Source organism: Kitasatospora sp. NPDC023176 (genome assembly GCF_055560495.1).
In genome coordinates, this window is record NZ_JBVHIP010000016.1 from 54485 (window position 1) to 70445 (window position 15961).

The window sequence follows — 15961 nt, forward strand, 5'->3', positions numbered from 1 at the left end:
GGGGATGGTCACCCGGTCATGCACCGGTCGAGCTCACGCACCTTCGCCCGCAGCCCGGCCGCCTCCGGCCCGGGCCCCCAGTCGATCACGGCGCCGGCCCGCCCGGCGAGCGCGAGCACCGTCACGGTGAACCCCTCGCCGAGCGCCCGGATCACGGCGTGCCGGCTCTCCAGCTGGTGCGCCAGCAGCGCGTTGGCGAAGACCCCGAGCGCGACCGGGTGGACCCGGCACTCGTCCGACTCCATGGGCCCGATGCCGGCGGACAGCCCGAGCTCCTCCTCGAAGACCGCGAGCTGGCGCAGGAACAGCCGGGAGGCGCCGTTGGACGGGTTCCAGAGCGTGACGCCGCCCATCGCGTAGTACTGGCTCACCTGGCGGCCCCCTCTGCTCGTCCCGCTGGTCGTTCCCGCTGGTCGTCCGGGCCGGTCGTTCCCGCTGATCGTTCCCGCCGGCCCGCACCGACCGACCGGAACGGCCAGCCTAACCGGGCACGGCCGGGCCGTCGCCCGGTTTGCCTACCGCTCGTACGTCATCTCCGGGAAGCGCGCCGAGGGCCCGTCCAGCAGGTGGTCGTCGTGGCCGCGCAGCCAGCGGTCGAAGAAGGAGGCCACGTAGCTGCGGGTGGCGAGTTCGGCCCGGTCGGGGCGGATGTCGCCGATGTCGTCGGCCAGCGTCCCGGGGCTGACGGCGCCCTGCCGGGCGAGCTGGGGCAGCAGGGACTCCGCGTCGGTGTAGGAGCCGTGCCGGGAGCCTTCCAGGGTGAGGTCGGCGTGCCAGCCGGTGCTGTGCTGCCACAGGGCGTCCCAGCCGGGCTGCCGGTGGTAGCTGCCGGAGTCGCCGTCATCGGTGCCCATCAGCAGGAAGGGGCGGTCCAGGCCGTCCTGGGCGACGCTGGGCAGGTGGACGCCGGTCCGGCCGTCCGGACCGGGGAAGTGCAGTTGGCCGTCCAGGTTGACGCCGGCCGCGATCCGCGGGTCGTCGTGCATGGTCTGCAGGGCGGTGAAGCCGCCCGCGGAGTGGCCGACCATGCCGATCCGGTCGAGGTCCAGCGCGCCGGCGAGGCCGGGCGGCAGGCTCTGGACGCGGCGCAGCCCGGTGAGTTCGTCCAGCACGAAACGGGTGTCGGCCACCCTGGTGTCCAGGGACGTGCGCAGCACCGCGCCGATGTCCAGGCCGGGCTGCCCCAGCATGGCGGGGAACACCGAGGTGGCCAGCTTCCCGTCGGGGAAGGCGACTTCGGAGGCTTCGTAGGTGTGGTCGACGGTGACGACGACATAGCCGCGCGAGGCGAGGTCCTCGACCAGGGCCGTCCCCCAGCTGCGCGGGTCGCCGAGGCCGGGCGAGTACAGCACCACCGGGCGCGGGCCGCCGGGCCGGGCCGGGGCGTCCCGCCGGGCGTGGGTGAGGATGCCCGACCAGTCCGTACTGCCGGGCCGGACACCGTAGTTGACCTTGCCGACGCCGGTGTCGCCGCCGAAGTGCTCCCCGGCGTCGGGCCGCATGTAGCGGGCCCGGTCCTCCCCGGCGGCCGGGCGGGCCGTCGGGTACCAGAAGCTGATCATCAGCTCGCGCTTGCGCCCGGGCTGCCAGGGGTCCTCCCGTCCGGCGTCGGTCAGGTGCAGCGAGGTCGTCCCGATCGGGTACGGCCCGGTCGGCTGCGGCAGCCACGCGGTGGCCTGCCGCTGCCCGCCACCGTCGGCCGGCGCGGCCACCGCCCCGGGCGCGCCCGCCACCCCGAGCGCTGCCGACGTCGCCAGCAGTACCGCCGCCACGGCCCGTCCCCGCCTGCCCATTGCTGCCTCCACGTCCGGATCGGTCACGAGGAAGACGCTACGGGCGGGGCGGGCCGGGGCCGTCACACCCCGGAGCCAAGTCCCCCTGAGTACCCAGGTATGACACCCTTACGGGCCCCTGGGCCCCGGACCCAGGGCCTCCGCCGGAGCGAGCAGGGTCACCGCCGGAGCGAGCGGGGTCACCGGGTCGGGGCGGGCCAGTCGGCGGGAAGCGTGTAGTGCCAGCCCGGGCGCCAGGCCGGCGGGGCTTCGAGCAGGTCTTCCAGTGCTGCTCCGGCGAGCAGACAGTCCAGGGCCCATCGGTTGGCCGAGTGGGCGATCAGCAGGATCCGGCAGCCGTCCCAGTGAGTGGCCAGGTCGTGGAGGAACGCGTCGGTGGCCGCCAGGACCTGGCGGTAGCTCTGTCCGCCGGGGAAGGGCTCGTCGATCCGGCGCGCCCGTTGAGCGGCGATGAGCACGGCCGGTGTTCCGTTGAGGTCGCCGTAGTCGCACTCGCGCAGTCGGACGTCCTGATGGATCGCGGGCTTGCCGTCGGGGAACGCGATCCGGGCGGTTTCCACGGCGCGGTGAAGGTCGGAGGTGAACACGGCGGCGAGCCCGTCGCCGCGTCGGCGCTCGCCCAGTTCCCCGGCCTGGCGGCGGCCCAGTTCCGAGAGCCGGCCCGGGAGCCAGCCGGTGGCGATGCCCGCCTGGTTGTCGGTGGTGGTGGCGTGCGTCTCGTAGACGATCCCTACGGCCATCGGAGGCTCTCCTCTCGGCGGGTCAGGCCGCTCCGGCGGGTGGGCGTCCTCCCCCTCATCGACGCCCTCGCCGACCGCCAGGGCATCATCCCCCGCCGGCCCGACTCCAAGACCGTCCGGGCCGAACTCGACCTCACTGCCCGGCATCCCCCCGACCAGCCCAGCCCGCAGCTCACTTCGAGCCCCACACCCACTCCTCGCCTGCTGCGACGGGCGGGCCGGCGGCTACTCGGCCGGACGGCGCCCCCAGGCCGAGATCAGCGGCGCGAGCGTCAGGTCGAGTTCGCCCGCGTGGATGGCGGCCAGGTGGGCGTCGATCTCGGTGTCATCGGCCAGGCCCGCCGCGAGCAGCTCGCCGCGCACGTGCCGGATGGTCGCCGCCTCCAGCCGGTCGCAGGCCGGCCCGCCGACCGGGAAGGTGCCCGCCGCGGCGACGTCCACCAGGCCGGCCTCCCGCAGGGCCCGCGGCAGGGTCCGGCCGTAGCTGAGGTCTGCGCCACGGCGCCGCAGCAGCTCCCGGACCGCGTCGCGCAGCCGGTTGGCCCGCCGCTGCGCCGGGCCGCTGTCGTCCAGGCACGCCAGCGGCTGCAGGGCCGTGTCGGCGTCCTCGACCAGCAGCCGGCCGCCGGGCCGCAACGCTGCCGCCATGGTGGCCAACGCCCTTGCCCGGTCCGGGACATGGACCAGCACGAGCCGGGCGTGCACCAGGTCGAAGGTCCCCGGCTCCGGGGTCGGATCGGCGGCGACGTCGTGCCGGCGCACCTCGTACCCCCCACCGGTCGTCAGCCACGACGGGTCGATGTCGGTGGCCAGCACGTACCCGGTCGGACCGACGGTCTCGGTGAGCGCCTCCGGGATGCCGGGGCCACCGGCGCCGACCAGCCAGCAGCGCGAGCCGGCCCCGACCCCCAGCCGGGCGAAGTGCCCGAGCGTGACGCCGTCGAACAGCTCGGCCAGCCAGCGGAAGCGCTCGCCCGCCTCGGCGCGCGCGTTGTCCAGCAGGTACCCGCCGGCGGGAGCGGACTCCGTGCAGGGCGCGGGGGTCCCGTCGGTCGGGTCGGGGCGGCCACCGGCGTGCGGCGGGCGGGGCGAAGAGGTCATGACTCCATGGTCGACCTACCCGCGCCGGCGACGCCAGGAGGACGGGAGAGGGATGCCTCACACGCGGTACTGCTTGAGCTCCCGCCGGGCCAGCGAGCGCTTGTGCACCTCGTCCGGCCCGTCGGCCAGGCGCAGGGTGCGGTTGCCGGCCCACAGTTGGGCGAGCGGGGTGTCCTGGCTGACCCCGGCCGCGCCGTGCGCCTGGACGGCCTTGTCGAGGATCCACTCGACCGTGCGCGGGGTGGCGATCTTGATGGCCTGGATCTCGGTGTGCGCACCCCGGTTGCCGACGGTGTCCATCAGCCAGGCCGTCTTGAGCACGAGCAGCCTCAACTGCTCGATGCGGACCCGCGATTCGGCGATCCAGTCCTGCACCACGCCCTGCTCGGCCAGCGGACGGCCGAAGGCCACCCGCTCGCTCGCCCGGCGGCACATCAGCTCGAGTGCCCGCTCGGCGATGCCGATGGCCCGCATGCAGTGGTGGATCCGGCCGGGCCCCAGCCGGGCCTGGGCGATCGCGAAGCCGCCGCCCTCCTCGCCGATCAGGTTCTCGACGGGGACGCGGACGTCCTCGAACAGCACCTCGGCGTGGCCGCCGTGGTCGGCGTCGTCGTAGCCGAAGACCGTCATGCCGCGCCTGACGGTGACACCCGGGGTGTCGCGCGGCACGATCACCATGCTCTGCTGGCGGTGCGGGGCGGCGTCCGGGTCGGTCTTGCCCATCACGATGAACAGCTTGCAGTCCGGGTTCATCGCCCCGGTGATGTACCACTTGCGGCCGTTGACCAGGTACTCGTCGCCGTCCCGCTCGATCCGGGTGGCGATGTTGGTGGCGTCCGAGGAGGCCACCTCGGGCTCGGTCATCGCGAACGCGGAGCGGATCTCGGCGTCCAGCAGGGGCCGCAGCCAGCGCTCCTTCTGCTCGGCGCTGCCGAACTGGGCGAGCAGCTCCATGTTGCCGGTGTCGGGCGCCGCGCAGTTCAGCGCGGGCGGGGCCAACTGGATGCTGCGGCCGGTGATCTCGGCGAGCGGGGCGTACTGGAGGTTGGTGAGGCCGGCGCCGTGGTCCCCGGGAGTGCTGTGCTTGTCCACGAAGAACAGATTCCACAGGCCCTGCTTCCGGGCCTCGGCCTGGAGCTCGGCGACGACCGGCGGGATGCTCCACGGCCGGCGCGCCGGGTCGGTGAGGTGCTGCGCGAGAACGGGTTCGGCGGGGTAGACGTGCTCGGCCATGAAGGCGAGCAGCTGCTCGCGGAGTTCCTCGGTCCGGGCGTCGTAGGCGAAGTCCATGCTCAGTGCTCCTTGAGGGTGCTCAGGCCGTGCCGGGCGAGGATCGGGGCCATCTCGCCGGCGCGCTCGAAACCGGCGCCGAGGGTGCGGCCCTGCTGGAAGCGGAAGTGGATGCCCTCGGCGACGGCGGCCAGCTTGAACGAGGCGAAGGCCACGTACCAGTCCAGGTCGGCGGCCTGGCGGCCGGTCAGCTCGGCGTAGGACGAGACGATCTCGTCGGCCTTCGGGAAGCCGGGGGCGGTCATGGCGTCGGGGATGATGCCGCCGCCGACGCCCGCGAGTTCGGTGTACATCACCAGGAGGCCGATGTCGGTGAGCGGGTCACCGAGAGTGGACATCTCCCAGTCGAGGACGGCGGTGATGGCGTCGGCGTCGTCGACCAGGACGTTGTCGAGGCGGTAGTCGCCGTGCACGAGCGCGGGGGCGGGCGAGACCGGGAGGCGCTCGGCGAGCAGGGCGTGCAGCCGGTCGAGATCGGGGAGGTCGCGGCTGCGGGACTTCTCCAGCTGAGTGGACCAGCGGCGCAGCTGGCGCTCCAGGTAGCCGTCGGGGCGGCCGAAGTCGGCGAGGCCGACGGCGGCGGGATCCACCCGGTGCAGCGCGGCGAGGGTCTCGACCAGCCGACGGCCGAGCGCCTCGACCCGCCCCGCCCCGAGGGCTTCCAGCAGCTGACGGTCACGGTGGGCGACGCCGCCGACGTACTCCATGAGGTACCAGGGCGCCCCGAGGACATCGGTGCCGTGGTCGATCAGCAGCATGTCCGGGACGGGGACGTCGGTGTCCCGCAGGGCCGACATCACCCGGTACTCGCGCCCCATGTCGTGCGCGGTGGCCAGCACGTGTCCGAGCGGAGGCCGTCGCAGTACCCAGCGGCCGACACCGTCCGTGAGGACGTACGTGAGGTTGGAGCGGCCCCCTTCGATCAGGTCGGCCCGCAAGGGTCCCTGGATCAGGCCGGGCAGCTCCGCGTCCAGGTGGGAGCGGAGACGGGTCAGATCCAGCCCGGGCGGGTCAGCGGGGGTCTCGGCCATCGAGCGGCTCCTCGGGAAAGCGGATCATTGACTAAGCGCTTGCTTAGCATTCAACCGAAGGAGGGCCCCTGTCAATGCCGTGAGCCCCCGGACCGGGCGGTCCGGGGGCTCGCGGAAGGGGAGGAGGAGGTCAGCGCGCATGATCACGCTCGCGCCCGCCACGGGGTGGTCAGATCAGGAGCAGGGTCTTGCCCAGGGCGCTTCGGCCTTCGATCGCGGCGTGCGCGTGTACGGCAGGTCGGGCTTGGCGTGCCACGGGTCGACGCCACGGCGAATCTGCGTCTCGACGAACGTGATGCCGGCAACGGACACCTCGACCATCACCTGCCCCGGTCCGGCAACCGGCTCCGGCCCCTCGCCCGGAACCAGAACCTCCGGGCCCCCGAAACGCACCGCTCGCACCGTCCGCATGCTGCACTCCCCTGTCCAGTGACAACGACTTCGACACCACGGATTCTTCAACCTCAACCGAACTTGAGGTCAAGGACGGGAGCAGGGGGCGACTGAAACGGACAACAGGTCACGTACCGCCCCGTCAGACGTCGCCGAACTCGCCGGAGACGGTCGCGGCGACGAAGGAGCGCCACGCGTCGATCGGGAAGACGAGGGCGGGGCCCCGCAGGTCCTTCGAGTCACGGACGGGTACCACGCCGGGGAAGTCGGGCGAGACCTCCACGCAGGAACCGCCGTTGCCGGAGTGTGACGACTTGAACCAGGAAGCGCGGGACAGGTCCGGGCGAGTCATGAGTCAAAGTTCCTTTCGGGCCTTGCGAATCAGGTCGAGGGTCGCAGCTCTGGTCAGCGCTTCCACCTGCAACCGATCGTAGGCCCTTTCCCACGCCCTGACCGTGTCCTCTTCCCTTACTACGTAACCGTGATCCGCAGCTTCCGTGTAGCCGATCACCGAACGGTCGGCAAAGGTCAACAACGTCACAAAGGAAACGAACGGGGCGTGTTCAGCCAAGCCGAACGGGGCCACCTGGAAGATCACATGAGGTCTGGCCGCCATGTCGGCCAGGTGGTCGAGCTGCGCGCGCATCGTCTCGACGCCGCCCACCGGGCGACGGATGGCACTCTCGTCTATCACCGCATGAACGACCGGCGGTTTCGCCCGCCTGTGCAGCCTCTGACGCGCCAGAAGGAACTTCACTCGCTCGTCAGCCTGATCCGGCGTACTACTTCCTCGCTGCACTGCTGCCGCTTCGATCGCGGAAGCGTAGGCCTTGGTCTGGAAGAGCCCAGGGATGAGGTTCGGCTCGAAGATCCTGATCTCGGAAGCCCGAGCCTCCTGCGCAGCATGCTCCGGGAAGCCCTCCAGGAACCCGCTCCTGCGCATCCCGACCCACATCAACTCAAGGGTCTGACCCGTCCCGAGCGCCTTGTCGGCCGCTCTGACGAAGTCTCGGCTGGTGGATTTGCGACCTGTTTCCACGGCCGAGATGTAGCTGTCCGAGTACCCCATGGCCACGGCCAGCTCCTGCTGGGTCCAGCCCCGCGCCTCGCGCGAACTGCGGAGCAGCGCGCCGAAGGAGTCGCGCGGGGATGCCGTCGGATCAAGTTCCTTGCGGTTCACGGCTCACGTCCGATTCCACTTGCGACGCAGACAAGTTGAACGATTCCCAAGCGTAGCGGACAGTGGGCACACTTGGTAGTCGTGGCACTACAGAGAGGAACGAACGTTGAGCCGCCCCACCGCTCCCCAGACCTTGCGCCGCCTTCAGGTGGTCATCTACCTGGGCAAGACCAACTCCGCCTTCCCCGAGCGCGAGTTGAGCCTGTGCGAGGCCTACGCCCTCGCCTTCGACTGGGACATCTCCCTCATCGTCGTGGACGACGAGGTCGACGTCCGGGGGCCGGAGCACCGCCCCATGCTCCAGGCCGCCCTGCGCCAGATCCTCGACCGCCAGGCCGGTGCGATCCTGGTCCCCACGAAGGCGACCATCTCCCCCATCGAGGGCGAGTTCAACGAGTTCGCCGAGCGGGTCGAGAAGGCCTCCGGCTTCATCCAGGTGGCGACCCGCCGATGAACGACCGCTACGCCATCGTCCCCGCCGACGCCCCGCGCGGCACCTACTACCAGGCCTGGGTCGTCCGCGACCGCGCCACCGACCAGTTGGTCAGGGCCCTCCCCCCGGCCGACGAACCGCTCCGCTTCTACTCGTACGTCCGGGCCCAGGCCTGGGTCCGCACCAACACCCCGGCCCCGTTCGAGGTCCGTCTGATCGACTCCGGCAGCCCGCACTTCCTCCAGCTCGACTCCTGGGGCCTCTGGAACCCCGAACGCCACGAGTACCTCCGCGCCCCCGGCTCCTCCTCCCGGATCAGGCGCTTCTACAGCCGCACGGACGCCGAAGCCTTCCGACGCAGCATCAGCCACCCCACCGTCTGACTGGGCCCGGCCAGGGTGAGCCGGCCTCGATCGTGGGCACCCCACACTGTGCGGGGGCCCACGTCGACGACCGTCTCACCCACCCAGGAAGGACCACCGATGTCGTCCAGCAGCAGGTTCACCCGGCACGCCGCAGTCATCGCGGCCGCCCTCCTGTCCACGGCCGGGCTCACCCCGGCCGCCTCCGCCACCGCCGCCTCTGCCACCACCACACCGACCACCGCCGCACCGACCACCGCCGCACCGACCACCGCCGCGCAGCTCGGCGCCTACTGGACCCCCGCCCGCATGGCCGCCGCGCTACCGGCCGACACCACATCCCCCGCACTCACCGCCCCACCCACGGCCGACGGCCCCCGCCCCGGCGAGTTCATCCCCCCGAGCAGGAGCTTCGACGGCATCCCCCAGGCCGGCGCGTTCTTCTGGACCGACGTCAACGGCACCGGCCGTACCTGCAGCGCCTCCGTCGTCCACAGCCCCGACCACGACCTGGTGCTGAGCGCCGGGCACTGCCTCAAGGGGTACGCCGGCCCCTCCCCCCGGCGGAACCTGGGCTTCGTCCCGCAGTACCACGACGGCCTCAAGCCGTTCGGCGTCTTCCCGGTCAAGGCCGACGGCATCTACCTCGCCCAGGAGTACTACGACCGGGGCGAACACGCGGGCGCTGCCTACGACTTCGGCTTCGCCGTGACCGAGCCCAACCAGGACGGCCGGCCGCTCGAAGACGCGACCGGCGCCGTCCGGCTCCTCACCGACACCGGCTACGTCCACGCCCCGGTACGGATGATCGGCTACCCGGGCGGCGCCCAGAAACCCCTGGAGTGCCTCAGCTGGACCACCCGCTGGGCCGGCGACGACCCCGCCGACCCGGGCACCTTCGAACGCATCGTCTGCGACGGCTTCACCGGCGGCACCTCCGGCGGCCCCATGCTCATCCCGTGGTTCGGCGGCTGGGCCGTGATCGGCCTCGTCGGCGGCTACCACACCGGCGGCAACACCCCCCAGGTCTCCTACAGCGCCCCCTTCACCTCCGCCGTCCGCGCCCTCTACGAGGCCGCCACCACCGGCGCCCCACCCGCCGCCCCGGCCCCCTGACCCGACGAACCCCCACCGGTGCCCCCGGCCGACCGCCACCCTCGCAAACCTTTTCGGCGAACCGCGCAACCTTTCCGGCCCTTCAAGTCATCGATCAAGGGAATGCGTTTGATCGAACTGTTGGCCGAGCGAAGGGGATTACGTGCGGACTGCTCGTGGCGCAGCCGTCCTGTTGGCCATGGGGGTCATCGCGTCCCTCACGCTGACCATGGGGGACTCGTTCTCACAGGGCAGACCGAACGCAGCCGCCCCGGATCCGGGCGGTGCCTCCGACGCCCCCGCCGAGGCCCCCGCCCCCGAGCCGAGCGCGACGCCGACCTGGGACGGCCAGGTCAAGGTGATCGGTGACGGTTCGACCTCCTACACCGGCCCGCAGCCCAAGCAGCCCAAGCCGGAGAAGCTGAAACCGGGTGAGAAGCCGCCGCAGTTCGTGGTGTTCTCCTGGGACGGGGCGCTGGAGGGTGACGACCACCTGTTCTCCCGGTTCCGCACGCTGGGTGCGGAGAACAACGCCCAGATGACGTACTTCCTGACCGGCCTGTACACCCTGCCCAAATCCAAGCGCACCCTCTACCACCCGCCCCAGCACGATCCGGGCGCCGCGTCCATCGACTACGCCACCGACGCCCACATCAAGGACACCCTGGAGCAGGTGCGCCTGGCCTGGCTGGACGGCAACGAGATCGGCACCCACTTCAACGGCCACTTCTGCGGCAAGAAGGGCGGCGGCGACTGGAGCACCGAGGAGTGGAAGAGCGAGCTCGACCAGTCCGTCTCCTTCGTCACCAACTGGAAGACCAACACCGGTGCCAAGGACCTCCCGCCGCTCCCCTTCGACTACACCAAGGAGCTGGTCGGCGGGCGGGCCCCCTGTCTGGAGGGGCAGAAGAACCTCCTCCCGGCGGAGAAGGCGGCGGGGTTCCGCTACGACGCGAGTTCCCCGGGCGAGTTCCAGGTCTGGCCGACGAAGAAGGACGGCATCTGGAACTTCCCTCTCCAGATGCTGCCCTTCCCGGCCAAGTCCACCCAGGGCCTGTCGATGGACTTCAACTTCCTCGCCGGCCAGTCCGGCAACTCCACCAAGGGCGACCCGAAGAAGTACGACGAGTGGGAGAAGGAGACCCGGGACAGCTACCTCGCCGGCTTCAACCGGGTCTACAACGGCAGCCGCGCCCCGCTGTTCATCGGGAACCACTTCGAGGACTGGAACGGCGGCATCTACATGGACGCCATCGCGGACGTGGTGAAGAACGTCTGCCACCAGGACGGCGTCCGCTGCGTCTCGTTCCGCCAGGTCGCCGACTGGCTGGACGCCCAGGACCCGAAGGTCCTCAACAGCCTGCGCCAACTCGACCCGGGCCAGCCGGGCGACTGGTCCCGCCTGCCCAAGTGACCGCCACCGGGCGGCCGCGGGCGCGTCCCGGAGCGCTCGGTGAACGGCGCGCCGGGCCGGGTGGCCCGGCGCGCCGGAGTCGTCCTGACGGTGGCCCCGCTCGACGTCGCGGACGGCCGGGTGACCAGGATCCGGGCGGTCCGCAAACCGGAGAAGCTCCGCCCGTGGTCCCGGTGACCCGTCGCTACCCGGCCGCCTTCATGTACGCGGCCCAGATCCGGCCGGGCAGCTCGGAGTCCGGGGTGTCCGGGGCGGCCCCGCCCACGCCCTCCAGCGGGAGCAGCTTCATGTCCTTGAGGTCGGCCCGGAACACGGTGACCGCCGTCGACAGCTGCCCGTTGTAGCCGACGGTCCATCCGGCCGTACGGTCCGGGGTGGTGCCGGGCTTGGCGGCCAGGCCGGGGCCGGCCGCCGCCAGCGCCTGGGCGCTGCCGCCGCGGACCGCGCCCTTGAGCGCCGTGTCCACGTCCGCCGCCACGGCCGCGGGCAGGGCCTGGACGGCGGTGGGCAGCCGGAGGTCGACCGGCGCGCCGTTGCGGGTGACACCCAGCACCGAGTACGGCTCGGTGTGGCTGCCGCCCGCCGCGAAGGCGGCGTAGGCGTCGGCGGCGCGGATGGCGCTGGGCGTGGAGTTGCCCGTCCCGAAGGCGGGCACCAGTTCGCCCATGCTGTCCGGGAGCAGGCCCAGGGCGGCCGCGGTCTGCTGCACCTTGTCCAGGCCGACGTCCATGCCGAGTTGCATCATCGGGCCGTTGACGGACTGTTCCACCGCGCTGCGCAGGCTCAGCGGGCCCCAGTTGCGCTTGCCGTCGTTGGCGGTCTTCACGACCTTCCCGTCCCGCCCCCAGTACGGGCCCTCCGGGGTCATGATGGTGACCCCGTTGTCGCCGTCGTAGCTAGTGCCGGGGGTCACCGGGGTCCGGGGGCCGCCGCGCTGGTGTTGCACGCCCTGGCTGAGTCCGGCGGCGTACACCAGCGGGGTGAAGGCCGAACCCATCGGCACCGTCGAGGTGTTGGCGTTGTCGAAGCCCTGTTTCCGGTAGTCGGGGCCGCCGTAGAGGGCGACGATCCGGCCGTCGAAGGCGACGGAGGCGGCGCCGACCTTGAGCAGCTTGTCGGCCTCGCGGCCGTCGGGGTCGAGCCCCTTGCCGGCCTCCTGCACCGCCGCGGCCAAGGCGTTGACCTTCGGTTTCTCGAAGGTGGTGCGGATCTGGTAGCCGCCGAGGTCCAACTGGGCCGGGGAGAGGTCGCTGTGGCTCTCCACGAAGCTCCGGGCGAGGTCCACCAGGTACCCGGTCTGGCCGCTCAGCCCGGCCGCCTTGGGAGGCGTCCTCGGCTCCGGGAACACGGTGTACCTGGCGCGCTCGGCGGCGGAGAGCTTGCCGGTGTCGACCATCCGGTCCAGGATCCAGGACCACCGCTCCTCGGCCCGCTGGTGGTTGGCGGCGCTCAGTGCCGGGTCGTACTGCCCGGCGCCCTTCAGCAGGGCGGCCAGGAAGGCCCCTTCACTCGGGTTCAGTTCCGAGACGTCCTTGCCGTAGTACGCCGCCGCGGCGCGTTCGATGCCGTAACTGCCGCGCCCGAACCAGCTGGTGTTCAGGTAGCCGGCCAGGATGTCCTGCTTGCTCATCCGCTGGTCCAGCTTGAGCGCGATGACCATCTCGCTGAGTTTGCGGGAGACGTCCTGGCGCTGGTTCAGGTAGATGTTCTTGACGTACTGCTGGGTGATGGTCGAGCCGCCCTGGGTGTCGCCGCCGGTGGCCATCGCGTAGACCGCGCGGCCGATGCCGCTGACGGAGATCCCCGGGTCCGAGTAGAAGGTCTCGTTCTCGGCCGACAGCACCGCCCACCGCACCGGCTCCGGCACCTGGTCCAGCGGCACCTCCTGCCGGTTGGTCTCGCCGATCCGGGCCATCTCGGTGCCGTCCGCCCAGAAGTAGACGTTGTTCTGCTGGGTGGCGAAGGCGTTGAGGTCCTCCGGGACCTTGGTGGTGACGAAGAACCAGGCCGCCAGCCCGCTCACCGCCACCGTCACGGTCCCGCCCGTCAGCAGCAGCTGCCGCCAGGAGGGCAGCCAGCGCCGGACCCCGCGCCGCCCGCCGCGCGGATAGTCGATCCGCCGCAGCAACCGCCACCGCCGACGGCCGGGCCGCTCCTCTGCGGCTTCCCCGCTCTGCTCCGCTGCCGCGCGCTGCTCGGCTTTCCCACCCTGCTCGGCTTCGGTGCCCTGCCCGGCTTCCCCGCCCTGCTGTGCACGCATCCGGTCTCCGATCTCCTGGGACGACCCCCTACTCAGATAGACGCCTTTCGGACCGCCCCAGGGCGGCTCCCCATCGGTGTGATCATGGTCATACCGCGTACCGCAACCGCCCGCCGCACCGGCCGGGACGCCCCCTCCGCACCACGACCACCCCCCGCGACCGCCACAATGGCGCCATGAGGTTGATCCACACCCTGCTCGGCGTGCTGCTGCTCCTGCTCGTCGTGGGCAGCATCCTGCGCACCCTGGTCGTCCCGCGCGGGCTCTACTCGGCCCTGGTGTTCCGGCTGTGGGCGGGGCTGCGCACCATGCTGCGGCTGGGGGCCGCGCCGTTCGGCACCTACCGGGCGCAGGACCGCGCGCAGACCTGGCTGGCGCCGCTGGTGCTGCTCGGCATGCTCGGGGTCTGGCTCAGCGGGATGCTGCTCGCCTACACCCTGCTGCTGCACGGCACCTCGGGGATCAGCTGGTCGGTGTCCATCCGGGAGGCCGGGTCCAGCCTGTTCACCCTCGGGTACGCGAGCGGCGAACGGCTGCAGCTGTCCGCGATCGACTTCCTGGCCGCCGCCAGCGGCCCCCTGGTGATCGCCCTGCAGATCGCCTACCTGCCCACCCTGTACGCCGCCTACCAGCGGCGCGAGACCGAGGTGACGCTGCTGCAGTCCCGGGCCGGCGAGCCCGCCTGGGGGCCGGAACTCCTCGCCCGGCAGTCCCTGGTGGACACCGAGACCGCGCTCCCCCAGCTCTACCGCGACTGGGAGCGGCTCGCCGCCGACATCGGCGAGAGCCACTCCAACTACCCGGTGCTGCTGTCCTTCCGCTCCCCGCAGCCCAACCGCAGCTGGGTGGTCGGCCTGATCGCGGTGATGGACGCCGCCGCCCTCCACCTCGCCCTGTGCCCGCGCTCGGCCCCGCCCGAGGCCCGGCTGGTGGTCCGGGCCGGCTTCACCGCGATGCGCGACATCGGCCGGGCGCTGCGCATCGACTTCGACGCCGACCCGGACCCGGACACCCCGATCCGGCTCAGCTACGCCGAGTACCTGGGCGCCGTCGCGATGGTCACCGCGGCCGGCTTCCCGCGCGAGCGCCCGGTCGAGGACGCCTGGCGGCACTTCCGCGGCTGGCGGGTCAACTACGAGGCCCTGGCGTACGAACTCGCCCGCCGCAGTGACTCCGTCCCGGCCCTGTGGACCGGCCCGCGCGACTTCCACGCCCCGCCCATCCCCCCGGCCCGCCCCACCGACCGCCGCCCGGAGGCCTCCCGCCCGGGCCTGCCGCCGAGCGGGCCCTCCTGACCGGCCTGACCGACGGCCCGCCCGCTACGGCCGGACGGGCCTGGCCGGGCGCTCCGGGAGCGGCCAGTCGGCGGGCGGGGCGAAGTCCCGGTGGGTCCCGTCGAAGGGGAACGCCCCCGCCTCGACCAGCCGCGCCACCGCCTCGCCGCCCGCCCGGATCGCCCGCGCCTCGGCGGCGCTCCAGTAGGCCGGGTGCCCGGTCTTGGCGGCGAAGGACTCCTCGTCCTTCCAGCGCCACCGGCGCTCGGCGTCCACCTCCAGGTCCAGTTCCAGGTCGTGGACGTCGACCTCCTCGCCGCGGTACTCCCGGTGCTCCAGGTTCACGTACCAGTGGGAGAAGCCGGTGCCCGGCTCGAAGATCCACCAGACCGCGTACGGCCGCCCGGCCGGCTGGTGGATCAGCGCGCTGACCGCGTCCCACTCGCCGGGCACCAGCGGGTAGCCCCCGGCGGGGTGGCTCTCCGGCGGAATGTCCCGGATGTGCCGCCCGCCCGGGAGTTCGGCCTTCCACAGCGGCGAGCCGGCCGCCAGCCAGAGCAGCAGCCCGTCCGGGCCGCTCTCCACCACCCGCATCGGCAGGCAGCTGGTCAGCTGCCCGCCGAAGTGGAACCGCCAGCGCAGCACCCGCCCCGGGACGTGGTCCGCCGGCCTCACACCTCCACCGTTGCGCCGCTCGTCAGCGAGCGCTCGGCGCCCGCCAGGATCTCCACCACCCGCAGGCCGAAGTCCGCCCCGCAGGGGTGCGCCTCGCCCGAGTCGGCCGAGGCCAGCAGGGCGTCCACCGCCCGGTGCAGGGCCGCGGTGGGGCCCTCGCCGCGCTCGGGAAGCTGCGCCACCCCGTGCTCGCCGCGCAGCTCCATCGCGACGCCGCCGCCCGCGCGCGGGGCGGTCAGGCTGAGCGCGAGCGTGCTGGACGCGCCGCCGGCGTGCCGCAGCACTAGGTGGACGGTGTCCTGCGGCCCGGCCACCGCGGTGACCTGCGTCGCGTCGCCCAGCACCGGCAGCAGCACGGACAGCGCGTGCGGGCCGACGTCCCACAGCGCGCCCTTGTCCTTGCGCCACGGCGAGGCCGCGTACGGGCTGGTGCTGTCCGGGGCGAACACCGAGCCGAGCCAGTCCGAGCGGCCGGTGAACCAGCCGCCGAGCTCCGCCTGCCGCTCGATCCACGGGATCTGCTCGCCGCCGAAGCGGACGGTGAAGAACACCACCGAGGCGACGCCGTGCGCGCGGACGGCGCCAGCCACCGCACGGGCGTCCGGCACGGTGAACGCGACCGGCTTGTCCAGCAGCAGGTGGCGGCCGGCCTCGGCGGCCCGCACCGCCAGCCCGGCCTGGACGGCCGGCGGCAGCGCGATGGAGACGGCGTCGACCTCGGCCAGCAGCCGGTCGAGGTCGCCGTACCCGGGCACGCCGTGTGCCGCGCCGAGCGCCTCGGCCGCCTCCGGCCGGCGGCCCCAGACACCGGTGAACTCCAGCCCGGGGTGCTCGGCCAGGACGGGTGCGTGCACCCGCTCCGCCCAGGTGCCGGTGCCCAGCAGTCCGATCCGCACGTCGTCTCTCCGTTCCTCTGGGGG

The 15961-nt window shown here is 72.5% G+C and carries 17 protein-coding genes and 1 pseudogene; 6 read left to right on the plus strand and 12 right to left on the minus strand.

Features of this window, described 5'->3' with window-relative positions:
* Positions 1-8: 8 nt before the first annotated feature.
* The 9 genes from ACZ3YL_RS22195 to ACZ3YL_RS22235 all read right to left on the minus strand — a co-directional run bounded on the left by ACZ3YL_RS22195 (position 9) and on the right by ACZ3YL_RS22235 (position 7528).
* Complete coding sequence (locus tag ACZ3YL_RS22195; RefSeq protein ID WP_465659271.1) at positions 9-371, minus strand: DUF6086 family protein; 363 nt, start codon at positions 369-371, stop codon at positions 9-11.
* A 144-nt stretch (positions 372-515) separates the two neighbouring features.
* Positions 516-1820, minus strand: a complete 1305-nt coding sequence (locus ACZ3YL_RS22200; protein ID WP_317621466.1) for an alpha/beta hydrolase family protein — start codon at positions 1818-1820, stop codon at positions 516-518.
* A gap of 152 nt (positions 1821-1972) precedes the next feature.
* Positions 1973-2533 (minus strand): histidine phosphatase family protein, encoded by a 561-nt coding sequence (locus ACZ3YL_RS22205; protein ID WP_465659272.1) that lies wholly within the window; start codon positions 2531-2533, stop codon positions 1973-1975.
* A 225-nt stretch (positions 2534-2758) separates the two neighbouring features.
* A complete protein-coding gene (locus tag ACZ3YL_RS22210; protein WP_465659274.1) occupies positions 2759-3634 on the minus strand; it encodes a methyltransferase domain-containing protein in 876 nt (291 codons plus the stop codon).
* 57 nt (positions 3635-3691) lie between these two features.
* Positions 3692-4924, minus strand: coding sequence for an acyl-CoA dehydrogenase family protein (locus ACZ3YL_RS22215; RefSeq protein WP_465659276.1), 1233 nt, complete (start codon positions 4922-4924; stop codon positions 3692-3694).
* Positions 4925-4926: 2 nt separating this feature from the next.
* Positions 4927-5955, minus strand: coding sequence for a phosphotransferase family protein (locus ACZ3YL_RS22220; RefSeq protein ID WP_465659278.1), 1029 nt, complete (start codon positions 5953-5955; stop codon positions 4927-4929).
* Between the two features lie 174 nt (positions 5956-6129).
* Positions 6130-6366, minus strand: coding sequence for a hypothetical protein (locus tag ACZ3YL_RS22225; RefSeq protein ID WP_465659280.1), 237 nt, complete (start codon positions 6364-6366; stop codon positions 6130-6132).
* Positions 6367-6490: 124 nt separating this feature from the next.
* On the minus strand, positions 6491-6700 hold the full coding sequence (locus ACZ3YL_RS22230; protein WP_465659282.1) for a DUF397 domain-containing protein: 210 nt from the start codon (positions 6698-6700) through the stop codon (positions 6491-6493).
* A gap of 3 nt (positions 6701-6703) precedes the next feature.
* The gene (locus tag ACZ3YL_RS22235; RefSeq protein WP_465659284.1) at positions 6704-7528 is read right to left on the minus strand and encodes a helix-turn-helix domain-containing protein; all 825 of its coding nucleotides are present in this window, start codon (positions 7526-7528) and stop codon (positions 6704-6706) included.
* Between the two features lie 106 nt (positions 7529-7634).
* On the opposite strand from ACZ3YL_RS22235, the gene ACZ3YL_RS22240 reads away from it, so the two are divergent.
* From ACZ3YL_RS22240 to ACZ3YL_RS22260, 5 genes and pseudogenes are all read left to right on the plus strand, one after another.
* Positions 7635-7982 carry a recombinase family protein gene (locus ACZ3YL_RS22240; protein WP_188309385.1) on the plus strand — a complete coding sequence of 116 codons (348 nt, stop codon included), beginning with the start codon at positions 7635-7637 and terminating at the stop codon, positions 7980-7982.
* Positions 7979-8344 (plus strand): hypothetical protein, encoded by a 366-nt coding sequence (locus tag ACZ3YL_RS22245; protein WP_465659285.1) that lies wholly within the window; start codon positions 7979-7981, stop codon positions 8342-8344. The genes ACZ3YL_RS22240 and ACZ3YL_RS22245 overlap by 4 nt, the downstream gene beginning before the upstream one ends.
* A gap of 99 nt (positions 8345-8443) precedes the next feature.
* Positions 8444-9439 carry a trypsin-like serine peptidase gene (locus ACZ3YL_RS22250; RefSeq protein ID WP_465659286.1) on the plus strand — a complete coding sequence of 332 codons (996 nt, stop codon included), beginning with the start codon at positions 8444-8446 and terminating at the stop codon, positions 9437-9439.
* A gap of 178 nt (positions 9440-9617) precedes the next feature.
* Positions 9618-10832, plus strand: a complete 1215-nt coding sequence (locus ACZ3YL_RS22255) for a polysaccharide deacetylase family protein (RefSeq protein WP_188309382.1) — start codon at positions 9618-9620, stop codon at positions 10830-10832.
* 30 nt (positions 10833-10862) lie between these two features.
* Positions 10863-11009: pseudogene (locus ACZ3YL_RS22260) on the plus strand (RNA polymerase subunit sigma-24); the annotation flags it as partial.
* Between the two features lie 7 nt (positions 11010-11016).
* Here ACZ3YL_RS22260 and ACZ3YL_RS22265 read toward each other — a convergent pair.
* A complete protein-coding gene (locus ACZ3YL_RS22265) occupies positions 11017-13092 on the minus strand; it encodes a transglycosylase domain-containing protein (protein WP_465659288.1) in 2076 nt (691 codons plus the stop codon).
* A gap of 176 nt (positions 13093-13268) precedes the next feature.
* On the opposite strand from ACZ3YL_RS22265, the gene ACZ3YL_RS22270 reads away from it, so the two are divergent.
* A complete protein-coding gene (locus tag ACZ3YL_RS22270; protein WP_188309380.1) occupies positions 13269-14387 on the plus strand; it encodes a hypothetical protein in 1119 nt (372 codons plus the stop codon).
* Positions 14388-14411: 24 nt separating this feature from the next.
* Here the strand turns inward: ACZ3YL_RS22270 and ACZ3YL_RS22275 are convergent, their stop codons facing one another.
* On the minus strand, positions 14412-15041 hold the full coding sequence (locus ACZ3YL_RS22275) for a ribonuclease FAU-1 family protein (RefSeq protein WP_317621465.1): 630 nt from the start codon (positions 15039-15041) through the stop codon (positions 14412-14414).
* Complete coding sequence (locus ACZ3YL_RS22280) at positions 15038-15937, minus strand: Gfo/Idh/MocA family protein (protein ID WP_188309379.1); 900 nt, start codon at positions 15935-15937, stop codon at positions 15038-15040. The genes ACZ3YL_RS22275 and ACZ3YL_RS22280 overlap by 4 nt, the downstream gene beginning before the upstream one ends.
* Between the last annotated feature and the right edge of the window lie 24 nt (positions 15938-15961).